The following is a 17,604-nucleotide window of genomic DNA, read 5'->3' as shown; positions in this document are numbered from 1 at the left end:
AGGCCCCTGCCCATCCCTGTTCGGCGAGGCGATGCTCGATGTCGGCGGCGATGGCCCGTGACCTGGCCGCTCCCTCGGCGTCGGACAAGCGCTCGTCGACCTCTGCCCAGTGGCGCAGGGCGAAGACAACCAAGCTCCATTGGGCGTCCGTGAGGGTCATCGTCGCCATCTGTCCAGGCGCCGGCCAGGTCTCGAAGCCCGCGGCATCGCGCGGCCACCCCGGAATCTGGTCCCAGCCCGCCTGGCGAACGCTGAGACCCAACTGGGCCACCCTGGGCAAGGCGATGGAATCTGGCTCCGCGTCGGTATCCGCGGCCGGCCCCTCGTCCCAGTCGTCTTCATCGTCGGGCCCGTCGCCGTCCTCGTCGTCGGTGTCACCCTCCTCGTCGAAGACGGCACCATCGATGGCCGACTGGACGTGGTTGTCCATGGTCCCGTCGATGAACAGCCAGTCGCTGATCAGTATCTGGACCGACTGCTCCATGCGCTCCGACATAGCGTTCATGCACGCATCATGGACGACAGGTGCGACAACCTGGTGCGCGACTGAATCGAGGGCCACGGCCGTGAGTGACGCGTCTGGATTCCTTCGCCCAGCATCGGACGAAGGGTTGGAGCTGCTCCAGGACATCGTGGACGAGATGGTCGCGCGATTTCCGGTCGAGCGGGCCGAGGCGATAGCCAGGATCAACTGGCATTGGCGAGGGCAGGGTCCGCTGGCCCCCGGCAGCCTGGTCTTTCACCAGACCGCCGACTTCTGGGCGGATCGGATCTACCACGAGGACGTCTACGAGAACGGCCGGCTGTTCCAGATACCGCGCCCGGCGCCTGCCGCGGACTCGGGGTGCTGGCCGGGGCGTTAGCGGATGCCCTCGTGGCGCAGGGTCCGGGCCAAGGCCGTCACGTGGCGGGTCATGGCGTCGGCTACCTCCTGGACGTGGTCCGGGGTCGCGCGGTCGGCGGGCATGGAGCAGGACACCGCGTCGCTGGCCGGGATGCGGTAGCCGACCGCTACCGCGACGCACGCGACGCCTGGGGTGTTCTGCTCGCGCTCGAAGGCCCACCCCCGCTTGCGGACCACCTCCAGCTCCGCGTGCAGCGCTGCGTGGTCGGTGATGCTGTTCGGCTGCAGGCCGGCCAAAGATGCCGGGAGTAAAGCGTCCACCTCTGCCTCGGTCAGCTCCGCCAGCAAGGCCTGGCCCAGCGCGGTCACGTGGGCCGGGAGGCGGCGGCCGACCCGGGAGACCCGGCCGGCCGAGTCGCGGGACTCGCGGCTGGCCAGGTAGAGCACGTGGGCGTCGTCGCGGCGGGCGTAGTGGATGGTGTAGCCGACCTCGCCGCGCAGGTCCTCGATGGTCTCCTGGGCGAACCGGAGGGCCGGGTCGCGGTCCAGGTATGCCGTGCCGGAGAGCAGTGCGTGCGGGCCCACTCCGAACGCCGAACCGGTCTCGTCGGCCTCTACCCACTTGAGCTCACGCAGCGTGCGCACCAGCGCGTGCAGGCTCGACCGCGGGTAGCCCATGCGTTCCTGCAGCTCGGAGAGGGTGAGCCGGGTCGGGGACGCGGCGAGGGTCTCCAGGATCTTCACGGTGCGTTCGGCGGATTTCACCGGCGAGACGTCATTGGCCGTCGTTGATCCCTCAATCGCCTGCGGCATTGATACCCACCATCACGAAGGTTTGTTTCCAGAGTGTTGACGGTCATCATACCGGCAGCTAGCTTGTCCCTACTCGCGTGACACAGACGAAACACGCGTCCATATATGTAGACAGGGGGCAGGCACGTGGCTGGTAGAAGAGTGCTCGCGGTGGCGGTGACCGCGGCCGTCGCGGCCGGCTGCCTGGTGGCCTGCGGTGGCGACAAGCCGGCCACCGACGCCAAGGCCGAGCTGCAGATCTGGGTCCGCAAGCCGCCCGGCTCGAACACCGAGAAGACCGACCAGCAGCTCGCCGCCGCGTTCACCGCCAAGACCGGGGTGCCCGCCAAGGTGACCGCGCTGTTCGACGACTTCGAGACGAAGCTGCAGCAGGCGGCCGCGCAGAAGAAGCTGCCGGACATCGTCATCAACGACACCGACCGGCTCGGTGGCCTGGTCAAGCAGGGCCTGGTCCGCGAGGTGGACCGGGCCACGCTGGCCGGGCAGGCCGACCTCACGCCGTCGTCCTGGCAGGCCGCGACCGGTGCGGACGGCAAGATCTACGGAGTGCCGTTCTCGGCGCAGTCGTTCGCGCTGTTCGTTCGCAAGGACTGGCGCGAGAAGCTCGGCCTGCAGACCCCGAAGACCTGGGCCGACATGGACGCGCTCGCCAAGGCGTTCACCGCCGGCGACCCGGACGGCAACGGCAAACCCGACACGTACGGCTACGTCATCCCGGCCTCCACCAAGCGCGGCTACACCTCCTGGTACTTCGCGAGCCTGCTCTGGTCGGCCGGCGGCGACTTCCTGACCGGGGCGGACGGCAAGTTCACCCCGGCGATCAACAACCCGCAGTCCCTCGCGGCGGTGCAGGAGCTGACCAAGCAGTTCTGCACCGACAAGAGCGTGGTGCCGGGCTCGGTGACCGCCGAGACCACCCAGGCGCACCCGCTGTTCGAGACCGGGAAGGGCGGGATCTATCTGACCGGTCCGTACAATATGGCGCGTTTTGATAAGAACCTCGGTAAGGACAAGTACGAGGTCGTGGCGCTGCCGCCCGGCCCCGGCGGCAAGAGCGTCTCGCTGGCCGAGGGCGAGAACGTCTACCTGATGGCCGGGTCGGCCAACCCGGACGGGCAGACCAGGTTCGCCGAGTACGCCACGTCGGTCGACGGTCAGACGCTCGGCATGGCCGGTGACACCGACGGCAACGTGGTGCGCCTGCCGGTGAACAGCAAGGTGGACACGGCCGCGGTCCGCAAGGACACCCGCTGGCAGCTGTTCGCCGGGATCTACCAGGACGGCGCCCGCTACGTCCCGGTGGTGCCGGACTGGACCCCGTTCCGGCAGTCCGCCGCCGACACCCTGAACGGCCTGGTCGCCGACTGTGCTGCCGACCCGAAGACCGCGCTCGACAAGCTGGCCCAGACGTTCACCGACGAGCTGACCAAGCAGGGAGCGAAGGCGTGACCGGCGGCGGCGAGTTGACCAAGCAGGGAGCGAAGGCGTGACGGCCACGCTGGCCGCGCCGCCGGAGAAGAAGCGCGCGCCGCCGCAGAAAAGGCCAGGAAAGCACTGGTCAAGACATGCGAGCGCGTGGCTCTGGCTCGCGCCCGCGCTGATCATTTTTGGGCTGTTCAAGTTCGTGCCGATGGCCCGGGCGATCAGCATGAGCTTCCACGAGGTCCGGCCCTACCTCGGCGACCGCTGGGTCGGGCTGGACAACTACCGGACCGTGCTCGGTGACGAGGCGTTCCGGGCGGCCGCCGGGCACACGCTCGTGCTCGCGCTCGGCGAGACCCTCGGCTCCCTGGTCATCGGCCTGGCGTTGGCCCTGCTGCTCGAGGGCACCGCCCGGCACCTGTGGTTCGTACGGACCGCGGTCTTCCTGCCGACGGTCACCGCGATGGCCGTGGTCGCCGCGCTGTGGCGGGTCATCTACTACCCGGCCCCGGACGGCGCGCTCAACGTGGTGCTGGGCTGGATCGGACTCGGCCCGGGGCAGTATCTCGACTCGCCGCACACGTCACTGTGGTCGGTGATGGCGGTCGGGATCTGGCGCGGCGCCCCGTACGACATGATGATCTTTATTGCCGGATTGGCGGGTGTCGATCGCACGCTCTATGAGGCGGCGGCCGCCGACGGCGCGGGACCGTTGCGCCGGCTCTGGCACGTGGCGTTCCCGGCGATGCGGCCGGTCTTCGGCATCGTCGTCACGCTCGCCGCGATCCGCGGGCTCCGGGTGTTCACCGAGATCTTCCTGCTCACCAACGGCGGCCCGAACGGCTCCACCGAGGTGGTGATGACGCTGGTCTACAAGCTCGGGCTGGAACGCAACGAGCTGGGTATCGCGTCAGCCGGCTCGATGCTGCTGCTGGTCGCCACGATCGCGCTCACGGTTCTGACACAGATGCTGAGGCGACGTTCATGAGACAACTCGACACTGCGTTGGGGCTCGGTGCGATCCGTGGCCCGCTCGGCCGGATCGTCAAGGTCGCGCTGTACGCGCTGGTGGTCTTCGTCTTCGCCGGGCCGCTGCTGGCATTGCTGGTCAGCGCGTTCGGCCGGGTCACCGATCCGACGAAGCTCACCCTGATCCCGCACGACCTGACCCTCGACAACTTCCGCACGGCGTTCGACCAGGGCGTGCTGCGCTACCTGGCGAACTCGCTGGTCGTGGTCGGTGGCGGGCTGCTGCTCCAGATCGCGGTGAGCGTCACCGCCGCGTACGCGCTGGCCCGCAAGCAATTCCCCGGCGTACGCATAGTGCTGTTCCTGATTCTCTCGACCATGATGCTGCCGGAAGAAATCCTGGCCATCCCGTTGTCGCTGGTCCTCGCGGACGTGCCGGTCCTGCACGTCAACCTGATCGGCAGCCTGGCCGGCATGATCGTGCCGGTCGGCGCGTGGGCGTTCGCGATCCTGGTGATGACCGAGTTCATGCGCGACGTGCCGATCGAGCTGGAGGAGGCGGCCCGGATCGACGGGGCCGGTGACCTGCGGATCTTCTGGTCGGTGATCCTGCCGGTGTGCCGACCGGCGCTCGGCGTGCTGGGCATCTTCGGCTTCACGATGATCTGGGACCAGTACATCCTGCCGCTGCTCGTCGCCCAGGACGCGAAGCAGTTCACCCTGGCGCTGGCGTTGCGCAGCCTGCGCGCCGACGAGCAGGTGGGCACCGGGGTGCTGATCGCGTCGGCGCTGCTCGCCCTGCTGCCCTCCGTCGTGGTTTTCCTCGCCTTGCAGCGCCAGTTCATGCGCGGTCTGACCTCGGGAGCGATCAAAGGATGAAAGTCAGCGAAGTGACCGTGACCCCGGTCGCGTTCCCTGACCCGCCGTTGCTGAACTCCGCGGGCGTGCACCAGCCGTGGGCGCTGCGCGCGATCATCCAGGTCCGCAGCGCCGATGGGGCGGTCGGGCTGGGGGAGACCTACGGCGACGCTCCGCATGTGGCGCTCCTGACCCGAGCCGCTTCTGCTATCAAAAACCTGGATATTTTTGATTTAGCAGGACTTGTACGGAAAATCGGGGTCGCTCTTGGTGACGCCGACGCCCCGGATCGCCATGGGCTCACCGGCGACTCCACCGCCGCCAAGACCCTGGCCCGAGTCGTCTCGCCGTTCGAAGTCGCGCTGCTCGACCTGCAAGGACAGGCGATCGGCCGGCCGATCCACGACCTGCTCGGCGGCAAGGTCCGTGACCGCGTCCCGTTCTCCGCCTACCTCTTCTACAAGTGGGCCGGCACCGACGACTGGGGACCCGCACTCGACCCGGCCGGGATCGTCGCCCAGGCCCGCACCATGATCGACCAGTACGGCTTCGAGTCGATCAAACTCAAGGGCGGGGTGTTCCCGCCCGACGAGGAGATCGCCGCGATCCGGGCACTGCGCGACGCGTTCCCCGGCCTGCCGCTGCGCCTCGACCCGAACGCCGCGTGGACCCCGGAGACCTCGATCAAGGTGGCCGAGCAGACCGAGGGCCTGCTGGAATACCTGGAGGACCCGACCGGCGGGCTGGCCGGGATGGCCGAGGTGGCCGCGCTCGCCCCGATGCCCCTGGCGACCAACATGTGCGTGGTCGCGTTCGCCGACCTGCCCGAGGCGATCGAGCGTGGCTCGGTGCAGATCGTGCTCGCCGACCACCACTACTGGGGTGGGCTGCGCGCCTGCGTGGAACTCGCCGCGATCTGCCGCACCTGGGGGATCGGCGTCTCGATGCATTCCAACAGCCACCTCGGGATCAGCCTGGCCGCCATGGTCCACCTCGCCGCGGCGACACCACAGCTGACCTACGCGGTGGACACCCACACGCCGTGGCAGTCCGGGGTGGACGTGGTCAGCGATCCGCTGGTGATCAGTGGGGGAGCGGCGACCGTGCCGGACACCCCGGGGCTGGGGGTGACGCTCGACGAGGACAAGCTGGCCGAGCTGCACGACAACTGGTGGCGCTGCGGGATCCGGGAACGCGACGACACCGCGTATCGGCAGAGCTTCGAGCCGGACTACGTGAAGCTGCGGCCGCGATGGTGAGCGGGCACGCTTTTCCGTGGGATGTGCTCGGGGATCCCGGGTTCCTGGACCGGGCGCCGCAGCGGGTGACTTTGGCCGCCGCCTACCACTCGACGCGGGCCGCGACCCCGCTGCACCCCGCGCGCCGGATCGTCGACGCGCGGTGGGCGGCGCTCTACCGCCCGGTCCGTTCGCCGGCCTGGGAGGGACGGCAGCTGCGGCCGCTCGCGCCGAACTGGGTGTCGCACGCCGACGCGTTCGGGACCGCGGCGCGGTTGCTGAAGCGGGCCGGGCGCCAGGTGAGCGCGTGGATCGTACTGACGCACAACACCCGGCTGGGCACGGCACGACCGGACGTCGCGGTGGTCAACTGCTTCGGAGAGCCTTATCCGTACGCCCTGTGCCCCGCCCATCCGGAAGTCCGCGACTACGCCGCCACGCTCGCCGCCGAGGCGGTCCTCGACCTGGACCTCGACGGTGTCTCGCTCGAGGCGTGCGGCCAGCTGGGCGTGAACCATCTCGGACACCACGAGAAGACCGACGGCGCCTGGACACCGGCCGAGGCGCGACTGCTGTCGATCTGCTGCTGCACCGCCTGCCGACGGGGGTGGGTGGCGCAGGGGCTCGACCCGGCATCGGTGGCCGCGGCGCTGCGGGCCGGGAACCCGTCCGACGAGGTCCTAGCCGTGCTGCTCGGGGTGCGGCACCGGAACACCGACCTGCTGCGCGCGCAGGTGCTCGCCGGGCTGGGTGATCTGCCGGTCACGCTGCACGCGCACCCCGACCCGTGGGCGACCGGACCGTCGCCGGGACTGACCGCCACCGCGGTCGCCGAGGTGGACGCGCTGCTCGTGCCGTGCTGGCCGGTCGGCTCCGAACAACTGGTGCGCGCGGCCGCCGAGCACGGGAAACCGGTCGACGCGTACGTCACCCTGCTGCACCCGATGGAACCCGACGCGGTCGGGCCGCACGTGACAGCGCTCCAGGCCGCCGGCGCGAGCCGGCTGAGCCTCTACCACCTGGGCCTCGCTCCCGCCTGGCGTCAGGATCTCTTCACTCTTTGATGGAGTCCACTGTGCTTGGAAAAGCCGCGGCACTCGCCGCCTTCCTGGTCATCCTCGCCCTGCCGGTCCCGGCACAAGCCGCCACCACCACCGTCACCGTCGACACCGTGCACCCGGCCGGGCGGCTCGCCGCCGACGCGGTCGGCCTGTCGTTCGAGATGCGCGAACTCGGCCTCGGCAACCTCGACCCGGCCCGCGGCAACATGGCCCAGCTGATGCGCACGCTCGGCGCCAGCAACCTGCGGATCGGCGGCAACACCCTGGACCGCGACACGCTCTGGCTGCCGGCCGGGCAGTCGCCACCCGACCCCAAACCGGACTGGGTGCAGGACATCGTCACCCCGGCCGACATCAAACGGCTGCGCGGGCTGCTCGACGCCACCGGCTGGAAGGCCGAGGTCGGCGTCAACGTCGGCCGCTGGGACCCGGCGCTCGTCGCTGATCAGGTCCGGACGATGGATCAGGTCCTCGGCAAGCGCCTGGTCGCGGTCGAGTGCGGCAACGAACCGGACCAGTGGGAGGGCAAGGCGTTACGCCCGCCCGGCTACGCCTATCCGCAGTACCACGCGGACTGGGCGGCCTGCGCGGACGTGGTCGGCCACCACCGGATCGCCGGACCGGACACCGCGGGCACGTCGTCGTCCTGGGCGTCCTCGCTCGCGGCCGACGAGCACGATCGGATGGCGATGCTGACCGTCCATCAGTACGCGTCCGGCCCGGACCTCACCATCAACCGGATGCTGTCGGCCGCGCAGATCACCTCGCAGCTCACCGCGGTCGCCGGCAACCTGGCCGCGGCCACTGCCACTGGCCTGCCGATGCGGGTCGACGAGGCCAACTCGGCGTACAGCGGCGGTGTCGACGGCGTCAGCAACAAGTACGCGTCCGCGCTCTGGGTGATCGATTACGGACTGTCGATGGCGCAGGCCGGGATGGCCGGGATCAACGTGCACGGCGGGCTCGGCGTCTGCAACGCCCCGATCTGGAACGGCAAGTTCCAGCGCTACACCCCGATCTGCGCGTCCAGCACCGCCTATGAGCTGGCCCAGCAGTACCGAGTCATGCCGATCTATTACGGCATCTGGATGGCCAGGCAGATGGGTCCGGGACGGTTCCTGCCGGTCACGACCGACACGACCCAGAACCTTTCGGTGTACGCGGTGCAGGGCGACGACGGGCGCACCCGGATCGCGCTGGTCCACAAGGACGGGGCGCCGGTCGACGTGACCCTGGCGGTCGGTGGCCGGAATCGGCTGGCGTCGGTGCTGGCGATGACCGGTGCCGGGCTGGACCAGGAGTCGACGGCGGTGCAGGGCGTGACCGTCGACGGCGCCGGCCGGTTCTCTCCGGCCCCGTCCTCGGCGCGGGTCACCGGCGGGAAGCTGACCCTGACCGTGAGCGCGGCGAGCGCGGTCGTGGTGACGCTGTGAATCGTCGTACCGTGTTGGGGTTGGGTCTTGTGCCCTTTGTTCCTCTGCCCTCCTCGAAGCCGGCCTTGACCACCGTGGCTGCCGCGTCGGCGGCCCGCACTGATCGGCGGCCGGTCGCCGGTGGCGTGCACGACCCGCGCGCCGGGAAGACCTTCATCTCCTGGGGCGGGTTCCAGGAGGACAACTACGTGCAGGAGTACGACCACAGGCTCGCGGTCTGGTCGGCGCCGGTGCGGGTGGCCGGCGGTGACAACGACTCGCACAACTATCCGACGCTGATCCAGGCCGACGACGGTCACCTGCTGGTCTTCCGCGGCCTGCACAACCGGGAACTGTGGGTGGCCCGCTCGCCCGAGCCGCACTCGATCGCCGGGACCTGGACCGACACGATCATCCCGGAGGGTCTCGGCGCGACATATCCGATGCCGGTGAAGACGTCGACCGGCGACATCTTCGTGTTCATCCGCGAGACGGCCGGCGACTTCGACCCGGCTTTTCCCACTGACACCCGGCCGATGAAGTACGTCCGCTCCACCGACGACGGGCTCAGCTGGCAGAGCTCCACGGCGCTCACCGGCGACCGCTGGTGCATCGCGCCGCTGAACCGCGCGGACAACATGAACGAGATCTATCTCGGTCAGATCCGCGTGGAGGGCGACCGGATCGCGATGGTGTGGACGCTGGCCGGCGGCGGGCCGGAAGGTCACCTGCACGACCGATACCACCGCAACGTCTACTACGCCACGTTCTCCCCGGCCGACCTGCGGTTCCGGTCGGCCGCCGGGCGTGACCTGGGCACCAGCGTCGACGACGCCGACCAGGAACGGTATCTGAAGGTCGCGGCCACCGAACTGCAGACCGTCAACCCCCGTTCGCCGGACTACATCAGCCTGGTCGGTTCGACGCTCGGCGGCCGCGCCCCGTTCGTGGTGTGGATGCAGCTGGACGCGCAGGCCCGGGTGCACACGCACAGCGCCGTGCACCTGGCCGGCATCGGCTGGCGGGCGACCGAGCTGGGCACCGGCGCCCGGGTCCGCGACATGGAACCGGCCGACGACGTCTCCTGGCGTGTCCATGCCACGCCGGACCCGGCGGCGACCGGTGTCGACACCTACCGGCTGGTGCCCGGGCTGCCCTGGCGCCGGGAGTCGACGCTTGCCACCCCGCAGCCGATCCAGCGGATCGAGGTGATCGCCGGGCACCACCGGCCGGCCCGCCTGCTGCTCACCGGCGCCAGCAGCGCGCGGGAGGTGACGGTGGCCGACGGCGACGTCTACGTGGCGGGATAGTTTCAGCCCTGTTCGGCGGCCCACTTGGCGACCCGCTCGGCGCTCTCCTTCTCGGAGAGGTCCTCGACCCGAGTCATGATCGACCAGCGGACGCCGAACGGGTCCCGCACGCTCGCGAACCGGTCGCCCGACACGAACGTGGCAGCCGGTTCCCGCACCGTCGCACCGGCCGCCTCGGCCTTGGCGAGCACCGCGTCGACATCCGGGCAGTACATCCCGATCGAGTAGCAGTCCTGCTCCCCGGCGGGCGGCGGCACCAGGCCGTAGGACTCGATCGGCTCGCCGAGCTGCAGCAGCCCGCTGCCGAAGTCGAGCACGGCGTGCGCCACCACGCCGCCCATCTCGGTCACGTCCACGACCCGGGCGCCGAAGACGTCCCGGTAGAAGTCGATCGCGCCGCGGGCGTCCGGGATGACCAGGAACGGGGTCAGGCTGGTGGCGCCGTGCGGGGTGCCGTTGGTGGTGTATTCGCCGGTAGCGGCTTTATCGGTCGTAGTCATGGCCCTAACGCTAGGTGCGGCCACCGGCGGATTCCTTGGAGATACGCGACAGCTTGTACGGTGGTGACCGTGAGCCAGGAGCACCGTGGCGTGCTGTACCCGGTGCGGCTGCCGACGTTCGCGCGCCTGCCGCCGCCCGCGTCGGTGGCCGCGCTGGTGCGGTGGTTCTGGATCCCGGAGTGGCAGATCGCGCCCGGCCGGGTGTCCCGTCAGTACCTGATCGCCTTCCCCGCCTCGAACCTGGTCGTCGGCCCGGACGGGGTGGAGCTCTCCGGCCCGTCGACCCGCCGTTCGCACCGCGACCTTTCCGGTACGGGCTGGGCGGTCGGCGCGCTGCTGCGCCCGGCCGCGGTGCCGGCCTTCACGGCGGCGCCCGCGGAGCTGAAGGACACCGCCCAGCCGGTGGACCTGCCTGACCTGCAGAAATGGGTCACCGAGGCGATGACCGGCCCGGCCGACCGGCATCGCCTGGCAGTCGACGCGTTCGCGGACTGGCTGGCCGGTGTGGTGCCGGCGCCCAGCCCGGAGGCTTTGCTCGCCAATGCGATGGCCGAGCTGATCGACGCCGACCCGGCGGTGCTGCGGGTCGAGGACGTCGCCGCGCGTTTGCACGTCTCGACCCGCACGGTGCAGCGCCTGGCCCGGCGGTATGTGGGTCTTCCGCCGCTCACGATGATCCGGCGGCGGCGGTTGCAGGAGGCGGCCCAGCAGTTGCGGGATGATCCGGGTACCAGCTTGGCGGAGCTGGCGGCCCAGCTCGGCTACGCGGACCAGGCCCACCTGAGCAGCGACTTCAGCACGATCCTCGGGTTGACCCCGAGCGCCTACCGGAGCGCCGTCACTCCCGAAAGCTGACACCTCGCGTTTCAGTCAGCTGACGTTCTCGTCTGGCCGCGGCGCGGTCCTGGCGTGCTCGCGGCGCGCGGCGGCCGGTCGCTCGCGGCCCCCGGCTGGTGCTCAGGGGTGTCTCAACGGTCGTGAGGCACCCCTGGATGCCAGCCGGGTTCCGGGAGCGGGCCGCGGCTGGTGCTCAGGGGTGTCTCAACGGTCGTGAGGCACCCCTGAGCGCCAGCCGGGGGGCCGGAAGCGGCGCGCCTTCCGGGCTCAGGCCGAGGCGATGGCGAGTGCCAGCGTGAGCATCCCGACGGCCATGAGTGCGGCGGGCAGCGGGATGCCCTTGGTGTCCTTGACCCGCACGTGGGCGAGCACCGCGCCGGCGAAATACAGCACCAGGCCGGCCGCCGCGGCGATGCCCAGCGGCCGCCACGCGATCCCGATCAGCAGGCCGATCCCGCCGGCGAGGTTCAACAGACCCAGCGGCACGAACCACGACTCGGGGACACCCGACGTGGTCAGCACCGTGGTGACCCGCTCGACCCTGCGGAACTTCGCGACGGCGGAGTTGACGTTGGCCAGCCCGAACACGACAGCGGCGACGACGTAGGCAACAAACATGGCATCTCCCAAATGATGGTGCGCTGGAAATCGTTGGAAGCCTACAACGATTATTCCAGAGCAACAATCGGGGTGCTGGTTATGATGGCGGCATGGCTTCGACCGCGCGCACCGCGCTTCCGGCCCCGTTGGGCGTGCTGCTGGCCGGCCGCGGCGCGGTCGCCAGTGCCCGGGTCCGTGAGGCCCTGGCCGCTCAGGGGCTCACCATGCGTTCCGAGTTCACGCTGCGGCACCTGGCCGACGGCCCGGTCAACCAGCAGGCGCTGATCGACCTGCTCGGCGTGGATCCGAGCGCGCTGGTCGCGGTCCTCAACGAGTTGGAGAGCCTGGGCCTGGCGTCCCGGCAGCGCGACACGGCCGACCGCCGCCGCCACATCGTCACCATCACCGCGAAGGGCACCGGCACCCTGCAGTCCGTCGACGATGTCCTGGCCGGCGCGGACGACGACCTGTTCGCCGCGCTGTCGCCCGAGGAGCGCGCTCAGTTGGAGCGACTGCTGGACAAGGTCGCCGACGTCGCCTCCTGCGGCGACAAGTACTGACCTGGCCGGGTTGCGCGGCCCGGCGGGCGAGTGTCAAGATCAGGCGGTCAGCCCGTGGCGAGGGGAGGTGTGGTTGAGATGTTCACTTACCAGTCTCCCGCGCCCCTTCGCCAGCACCGCTGACCTGCTGTGACCCGGGGCGCATTCATCCACTTTGGAGAGTGCGATGGCTTCAGGCATCAACCACATCACCTTCGACACGACCGGTGATCCGTACGAGCTGGCCCAGTTCTGGTCGCAGGTGGTCGACCGTCCGCTGAGCGACGACGACCAGCCGGGCGACCCGGAAGCGTCACTGAGCGCCGATGGGCAGCCGTCGATGCTGTTCATCCGGGTGGCGGACGGCAAGGCGGTCAAGAACCGCGTCCACCTGGACCTGCAACCGCAGGACCGCACCCGCGACGAAGAGGTCGACCGGCTGATCGCGATCGGCGCGAAGCTCTTCGGCGACCACCGCCGCCCGGACGGCACCGGCTGGGTCACCCTGACCGACCCGGAAGGCAACGAGTTCTGCGTGGAGCGCAGCGCCGCCGAACGAGCCGCCAGGTAACACCACGGCAGGGGACGGTCCGTACCGCGGGCCGTCCCCTCGGTGCACCCGGCTCAGAGGGCGACGAACGTGAGGCCTCGGGCCTTCAGGGCGGGGAGGACGACGCTCAGGGCCTTGTAGGTCTGGGAGCGGTCGCCGCCGCCGTCGTGGCAGAGGAGGATCTGGCCTGGTTTGGCGGCCAGCATGCGCTTCTCGATTTTGCCGGCGCCCGGTTGGGTCCAGTCCCGGGGGTCGTTGCTCCAGTCCAGGGGGAGCAGGCCGGCCTTGGCCACCTCGCCCAGCAGGTGCGGGGACCAGTCGCCGCCGGGGGAGCGGAAGAGCTTCGGGACGTACCCCGTGGTGTTGGTGATTTTCTTCTGCGCGCGGTGGATTTCCTTCTGGGCGAGGGACTTCGACTTCTCGCCCAGCTCGGTGGGGTGGCTCCAGGTGTGGTTGGCCAGCTGATGGCCGTCGCCGGTGACCATCTTGGCGACCGCCTCGTGGCCGAGGACCTGGTTGCCGATCATGCAGAACATCGCCGGGACCTGGTACTTCTCGAGCAGCTGCAGGATCTTCGGGGTCCAGATCGGGTGCGGGCCGTCGTCGATGGTCAGGGCGATCGCGTCGGAGGGGAACGCCGGCAGGCCGGCGGCCTTGGTGTACTCGGCGAGCGTGGAGAGCGGCTTGCGCTGGACCGGCACCGGGGAGGCGGTGACTTGCGCCTTCTCCGGTGTGCGGGAGGTGACGACCGCGGGTCCGGCGGGGGCGGGTTTGCCCGGGGCCGTGCTGGATTCGGTGGTCGCGCCGTGGATGGCGACCGCACCCGCGGTCAGGGCCGCGGCGCCGGCGACGCCGGAGAGCCCGAGGATCAACCGGCGCCGGGACACGGCGATGCCGCCGATCCGGACCGGGGCCGCCGGGGCGACCGGTGCGCTGCCGAGACCGGCCGCCAGCCACGTGGTGGCTTCCTCGTCGGCGGGCGCGGAGGCGCGGGCAGATGCCGGGAGGCGGGCGGGTGCGGGCGCCGGGGCGCGGGCGGGGGTGGAGGCGCGGGCGGGCGGAGCGGCAGGCGTGGTGGTGCGGGCGGGTGTCGGTGCGGACCACGCGATCGTCGCCTCGTCCGGCGGCGGGGTGACGGTCATCGCGACGGTGGCCTCGTCAGCCACCGGCGGGGCGGCGACGATCGCCACGGTCGCGTCGTCGACGGGCGTCGCCAGGGCTGCCGCCTCCGCGGCGGACACCACCACCGTGGTCTCGTCGGCCGGTGGCGCGGTGGCGGCGATCGCCACGGTCGCGTCGTCTGCGGGCGCTGCCTCCGCGGCGGACACCAGCATGGTGGTCTCGTCGTCCGGGGATGAGGCGGCAGCCGTCGCCTCGGCCGCGCTGAACGCCACGGTGGCCTCGTCGGCGGCCGGCGGCACGCTGACCTCGTCCGAGGCCACAGTGGACTCATCCGCAACGATGGGCGCGGTGGTGTCGTCCGTAACTACCAGCGCGGTGGTCTCGTCCGCGACGAGCGCCACGGTGGGCTCATCTGCGGGCTCCGGCGCGGTGGTCTCGTCCGGGACCGGTGGCACCAGCGGCACCGTCGGGTCGTCGGCGGAAATTACTGCGGTGGGCTCGTCCGGAAGAGGGGCCGCGGGCATCACCACGGTGGCCTCGTCGGTCTCTTCGGGCGTGCTGCCGCCGGGTGTTGTCCCACTGGGCTCGGCGGGCATCAGGAACCTCCGCATCGACGACTGACCTGCCAGCGGGCGACGCTAGCACTGACTGTCGAATTTCCCCCAAAAGGATGAAACCTATCGATTCTTTCTGTTCGTCAGGCTGGGAAATCCCGCTGCGAGCCCCGCGGACCTATATCCAGGGGTATAGGCGCGATTCCGACCGTGGTCAGATCCGCCGACGCCGCGGGACGGTCAGACTTCTCGCATGGACATCGACAACCACCCGGCACCGCAGCCGGCCGCCACCAGCCGCACCCGCATCTGGCTCCGCCGCCTGGCGATCGCCGCCGCGTGCGGCCCGCTCGCTCTGGTCAGTGTCCTGCACACGATGGGGCGCACGGGCGACTTCGGCGTGCTGGGCGAGTGGTACGTGCTGGTCCCGCTGACCGTCGCGGGCCTGTTCGCCTGGCACCTGATCGAACGGGCGGTCGCGATCAGCAAGTGAGCGCGGCGAGCAGCTCGTCGCGGCCGCTGACGCCGGTCTTGCGGTAGATCGCCTTGAGGTGGTCGTTGACCGTGTACGGCGACAGTCGCAGCCGGGTGGCGATCTGCTTGGCGGCCCGACCGGCGCGCACCTGGTCGAGGACGGTCCGTTCCCGCGCGGTGAGGTCGTGCCAGGCCGCGAACGCCGGGAGCAGCTGGTCGGCGGCGGCCGGTTGGATCGTGACGACCAGCGCGGCGTCGAGGGGCTGGGCGTGCATGGCGAGCCAGCCGCCACCGGCCGGGATGCGGGTGAGCGCCTCGCCGCCGGTGCGCCGCGCGGCGTACACGACGCTCCACAGGTTGGCGAAGAGCGTGTCGTCGTCGGTGGCCGCGGACGGCGGGAGCAGCCGGGCCAGCCAGGCGCGGCCGGCGGCGGTCGGGCGTACACCGTCGTCGGCCTCGACCACGACGACGCCGGGAGCGGACCGGTGGGTGAAGGGGCGCGGCGGGCGGCTGGTGACGAAGTTCTTCAGGGCGACGGCCAGCGGTGCGGACAGTCGCTCGGCGCGGTCGGCGTCGGCCGGGGAGAAGGGCCGGCTGCCGCGTTCGCGGAGCAGGGTGAGGGTGCCCCAGGTGATGCCGGCGTGGACCAGGGCGACGCGCAGCTCGCTGCCGAAGCCGTCGGCGGCCATCAGGTCGTGCAGGCGTTCGCTGTGGCGTTCCGCGCGGGCGCCGGTGCCCAGCACGCCGACGCGCCGGCCCGCGCCGGTCAGAGCGGCCAGGGAGTGCAGGTCGCGGCCGCCGGCGTCGTTGATCTCGAGGCGGCGGGCCGCCGACGGGCGGTAGGCGTTCTCGGTCACGGCGAGGCAGCCGACGCCGGTGATCGGGTCGAGGGCGCGCAGCTGGTAGCCGTCGTGCGGGACGGTGCGGCCGGCCGTACCCGAAACGGCGGAGCCGAAAGCGGCCAGTGACATGCCCTCGAGTCTGCCCACCGGCCATCCCCAGGTCTCGGGATTTTCCGGCGCCGCCGGGCGCGGCAGGCTCGCGGCATGCAACCGGACGAGTACGCCCGCTACGACGCGCTCGGCCTGCGCGGGCTGATGGCCGCCGGCGAGGTGACGCCGGCCGAGGTCGAGGACGCCGCCCGGCGCGCCCTGGAGACCGCGAACGCCGCGCTGAACGGGCTGTCGCTGCCGCTGTTCCCGCGCCCGCTCGCGCACGCCGCGGACGGGCCGTTCGCGGGCGTGCCGTTCCTGCTCAAGGACGGCGGGCCGATGGCGGCCGGTGTCCCGTTCGCGCTGGGCAGCCGCGCCATCCGGCACGCGGTCGCCGGGCACGACAGTGACCTGATGTGCCGGTTCCGGGCGGCGGGCCTGGCCACTCTCGGTCAGACCACGGTCCCGGAGATGCTGCTCAGTTTCGCCACCGAGTCGGTGCGTTACGGCGTCACCCGCAACCCGTGGGACCTCGACCGGGGTGCCGGCGGCTCCAGCGGCGGCGCGGCGGCCCTGGTCGCGGCGGGCGCGGTGCCGGTGGCGCACGCCAGCGACGGTGCCGGTTCGATCCGGGTGCCCGCCTCGTGCTGCGGCCTGGTCGGCCTCAAACCGAGTCGCGGCCGGGTCGCGTGCGGGCCGGATCTCGGCGAACCGATGTTCGGGATGGCCGCCGAGTTCGCGTTGACCCGCACCGTCCGGGATTCCGCGCACCTGCTCGACGCGGTGCACGGCCCCGGCGTCGGCGACAAGTACACCGCGGCGCCGCCGCACCGGCCCTACGCCGACGAGCTGACCGCCGAGCCGGGCCGGCTGCGGGTCGCGGTGACCACCCGGGCCTGGTCGGGTGTGCCGGTCGACGCCCAGGTGGCGGCCGCGACCGAGCGGACCGCCCGGCTGCTGGAGCGGATGGGCCACGACGTGAGCGAGGCCGCGCCGGCGGTGGACGGGGCCGACGCGGTGCAGGCGCTGCGCGCGGAGCTCTCCGCGATCGGCGCGGCGTTTCTGAGCGGACCCCGCCCAACGGACCCGCTCCTGCTGGAGGCGGTCTCCCGGCAGGTCATCGCGGAGACCCGCGGGCTCGGCGCGCTGGAGCTGATGGCCCGGCTGGACGCGCAGAACCGGGTGAGCCGGGCGGTCGGGGCGTTCTTCACCCGGTTCGACCTGCTGGTGACGCCGACGCTGGCGCAGCTGCCCGCGCCGCACGGCACGCTGCGCTACGACGATCCGTTGCAGTCAGTCGCCGGATGGCTCGAGGTGATGCTCGGTTACGGGCCGTTCACGTCGGTGTTCAACGTCAGCGGTCAGCCCGCGGTGAGCCTGCCGCTCGGGCACAGCGCTGAGGGGTTGCCGATCGGGGTGCAGGTCGTCGCCGGTCACGGCCGCGAGGACCTGCTGATCCAGGTCGCCGCGCGGCTCGAGGAGGCCGCGCCGTGGCAGGAGCGGATTGCGTACGCCTTCGTCGCGCGCCCGACCCCGCTCGCGTGCGCCGAGGAGCCGGCTGCCTAGGCT

19 protein-coding genes are annotated in these 17,604 nt (G+C 71.1%); 13 read left to right on the top strand and 6 right to left on the bottom strand.

Annotated elements, in window-relative coordinates; translation table 11 throughout:
- Positions 1-505 (bottom strand): hypothetical protein (locus Apa02nite_RS33465; RefSeq protein WP_203828612.1); only part of this gene is annotated, 505 nt, incomplete at its 3' end.
- A 106-nt stretch (positions 506-611) separates the two neighbouring features.
- Here Apa02nite_RS33465 and Apa02nite_RS33460 point away from each other — a divergent pair.
- Positions 612-863 (top strand): hypothetical protein, encoded by a 252-nt coding sequence (locus tag Apa02nite_RS33460; protein WP_203828611.1) that lies wholly within the window; start codon positions 612-614, stop codon positions 861-863.
- On the opposite strand, the gene Apa02nite_RS33455 is transcribed toward Apa02nite_RS33460, so the two are convergent.
- Complete coding sequence (locus Apa02nite_RS33455; protein ID WP_239164737.1) at positions 860-1,609, bottom strand: IclR family transcriptional regulator; 750 nt, start codon at positions 1,607-1,609, stop codon at positions 860-862. The genes Apa02nite_RS33460 and Apa02nite_RS33455 overlap by 4 nt on opposite strands.
- 174 nt (positions 1,610-1,783) lie before the next feature.
- Between Apa02nite_RS33455 and Apa02nite_RS33450 the strand changes: the two genes are divergently transcribed.
- The 7 genes from Apa02nite_RS33450 to Apa02nite_RS33420 all read left to right on the top strand — a co-directional run bounded on the left by Apa02nite_RS33450 (position 1,784) and on the right by Apa02nite_RS33420 (position 9,927).
- Positions 1,784-3,106 (top strand): sugar ABC transporter substrate-binding protein, encoded by a 1,323-nt coding sequence (locus tag Apa02nite_RS33450; protein ID WP_203828609.1) that lies wholly within the window; start codon positions 1,784-1,786, stop codon positions 3,104-3,106.
- Between the two features lie 37 nt (positions 3,107-3,143).
- The gene (locus tag Apa02nite_RS33445; protein ID WP_067691362.1) at positions 3,144-4,067 is read left to right on the top strand and encodes a carbohydrate ABC transporter permease; all 924 of its coding nucleotides are present in this window, start codon (positions 3,144-3,146) and stop codon (positions 4,065-4,067) included.
- Positions 4,064-4,927 (top strand): carbohydrate ABC transporter permease, encoded by an 864-nt coding sequence (locus Apa02nite_RS33440; RefSeq protein ID WP_203828608.1) that lies wholly within the window; start codon positions 4,064-4,066, stop codon positions 4,925-4,927. The genes Apa02nite_RS33445 and Apa02nite_RS33440 overlap by 4 nt, the downstream gene beginning before the upstream one ends.
- A complete protein-coding gene (locus tag Apa02nite_RS33435) occupies positions 4,924-6,165 on the top strand; it encodes a glucarate dehydratase family protein (RefSeq protein WP_203828607.1) in 1,242 nt (413 codons plus the stop codon). The genes Apa02nite_RS33440 and Apa02nite_RS33435 overlap by 4 nt, the downstream gene beginning before the upstream one ends.
- On the top strand, positions 6,159-7,208 hold the full coding sequence (locus tag Apa02nite_RS33430; protein ID WP_203828606.1) for a hypothetical protein: 1,050 nt from the start codon (positions 6,159-6,161) through the stop codon (positions 7,206-7,208). Before Apa02nite_RS33435 ends, Apa02nite_RS33430 begins: the two co-directional genes overlap by 7 nt.
- Positions 7,209-7,219: 11 nt before the next feature.
- Positions 7,220-8,638, top strand: a complete 1,419-nt coding sequence (locus Apa02nite_RS33425; RefSeq protein ID WP_203828605.1) for a glycosyl hydrolase family 79 C-terminal domain-containing protein — start codon at positions 7,220-7,222, stop codon at positions 8,636-8,638.
- 74 nt (positions 8,639-8,712) lie between these two features.
- Positions 8,713-9,927 (top strand): BNR-4 repeat-containing protein, encoded by a 1,215-nt coding sequence (locus tag Apa02nite_RS33420; RefSeq protein ID WP_239164738.1) that lies wholly within the window; start codon positions 8,713-8,715, stop codon positions 9,925-9,927.
- Between the two features lie 2 nt (positions 9,928-9,929).
- Here Apa02nite_RS33420 and Apa02nite_RS33415 read toward each other — a convergent pair whose 3' ends face one another.
- The gene (locus Apa02nite_RS33415) at positions 9,930-10,427 is read right to left on the bottom strand and encodes a VOC family protein (protein ID WP_067691377.1); all 498 of its coding nucleotides are present in this window, start codon (positions 10,425-10,427) and stop codon (positions 9,930-9,932) included.
- A gap of 144 nt (positions 10,428-10,571) precedes the next feature.
- Between Apa02nite_RS33415 and Apa02nite_RS33410 the strand changes: the two genes are divergently transcribed.
- Positions 10,572-11,282 carry a helix-turn-helix domain-containing protein gene (locus Apa02nite_RS33410; RefSeq protein WP_203828615.1) on the top strand — a complete coding sequence of 237 codons (711 nt, stop codon included), beginning with the start codon at positions 10,572-10,574 and terminating at the stop codon, positions 11,280-11,282.
- A gap of 249 nt (positions 11,283-11,531) precedes the next feature.
- On the opposite strand, the gene Apa02nite_RS33405 is transcribed toward Apa02nite_RS33410, so the two are convergent.
- The gene (locus Apa02nite_RS33405) at positions 11,532-11,882 is read right to left on the bottom strand and encodes a DoxX family protein (protein WP_203828603.1); all 351 of its coding nucleotides are present in this window, start codon (positions 11,880-11,882) and stop codon (positions 11,532-11,534) included.
- A 92-nt stretch (positions 11,883-11,974) separates the two neighbouring features.
- Here Apa02nite_RS33405 and Apa02nite_RS33400 point away from each other — a divergent pair, with 92 nt between their 5' ends.
- Together Apa02nite_RS33400 and Apa02nite_RS33395 are read left to right on the top strand one after the other, a co-directional pair.
- A complete protein-coding gene (locus tag Apa02nite_RS33400) occupies positions 11,975-12,424 on the top strand; it encodes a MarR family winged helix-turn-helix transcriptional regulator (RefSeq protein WP_203828602.1) in 450 nt (149 codons plus the stop codon).
- Positions 12,425-12,590: 166 nt separating this feature from the next.
- Positions 12,591-12,974, top strand: coding sequence for a VOC family protein (locus Apa02nite_RS33395; protein WP_203828601.1), 384 nt, complete (start codon positions 12,591-12,593; stop codon positions 12,972-12,974).
- A gap of 53 nt (positions 12,975-13,027) precedes the next feature.
- Here the strand turns inward: Apa02nite_RS33395 and Apa02nite_RS33390 are convergent, their stop codons facing one another.
- A complete protein-coding gene (locus Apa02nite_RS33390; RefSeq protein ID WP_203828600.1) occupies positions 13,028-14,671 on the bottom strand; it encodes a polysaccharide deacetylase family protein in 1,644 nt (547 codons plus the stop codon).
- Positions 14,672-14,882: 211 nt separating this feature from the next.
- On the opposite strand from Apa02nite_RS33390, the gene Apa02nite_RS33385 reads away from it, so the two are divergent.
- On the top strand, positions 14,883-15,122 hold the full coding sequence (locus tag Apa02nite_RS33385) for a hypothetical protein (protein WP_203828599.1): 240 nt from the start codon (positions 14,883-14,885) through the stop codon (positions 15,120-15,122).
- On the opposite strand, the gene Apa02nite_RS33380 is transcribed toward Apa02nite_RS33385, so the two are convergent.
- A complete protein-coding gene (locus tag Apa02nite_RS33380) occupies positions 15,112-16,074 on the bottom strand; it encodes a LuxR C-terminal-related transcriptional regulator (RefSeq protein WP_203828598.1) in 963 nt (320 codons plus the stop codon). The genes Apa02nite_RS33385 and Apa02nite_RS33380 overlap by 11 nt on opposite strands.
- Before the next feature lie 75 nt (positions 16,075-16,149).
- Here Apa02nite_RS33380 and Apa02nite_RS33375 point away from each other — a divergent pair, with 75 nt between their 5' ends.
- Positions 16,150-17,601 carry an amidase gene (locus Apa02nite_RS33375; RefSeq protein WP_203828597.1) on the top strand — a complete coding sequence of 484 codons (1,452 nt, stop codon included), beginning with the start codon at positions 16,150-16,152 and terminating at the stop codon, positions 17,599-17,601.
- Positions 17,602-17,604 lie beyond the last annotated feature (3 nt).

The organism is Actinoplanes palleronii, from assembly GCF_016862315.1.
Taxonomy (GTDB): Bacteria; Actinomycetota; Actinomycetes; order Mycobacteriales; family Micromonosporaceae; genus Actinoplanes; species Actinoplanes palleronii.
This window is presented reverse-complemented; position numbering and strand designations above follow the sequence as displayed.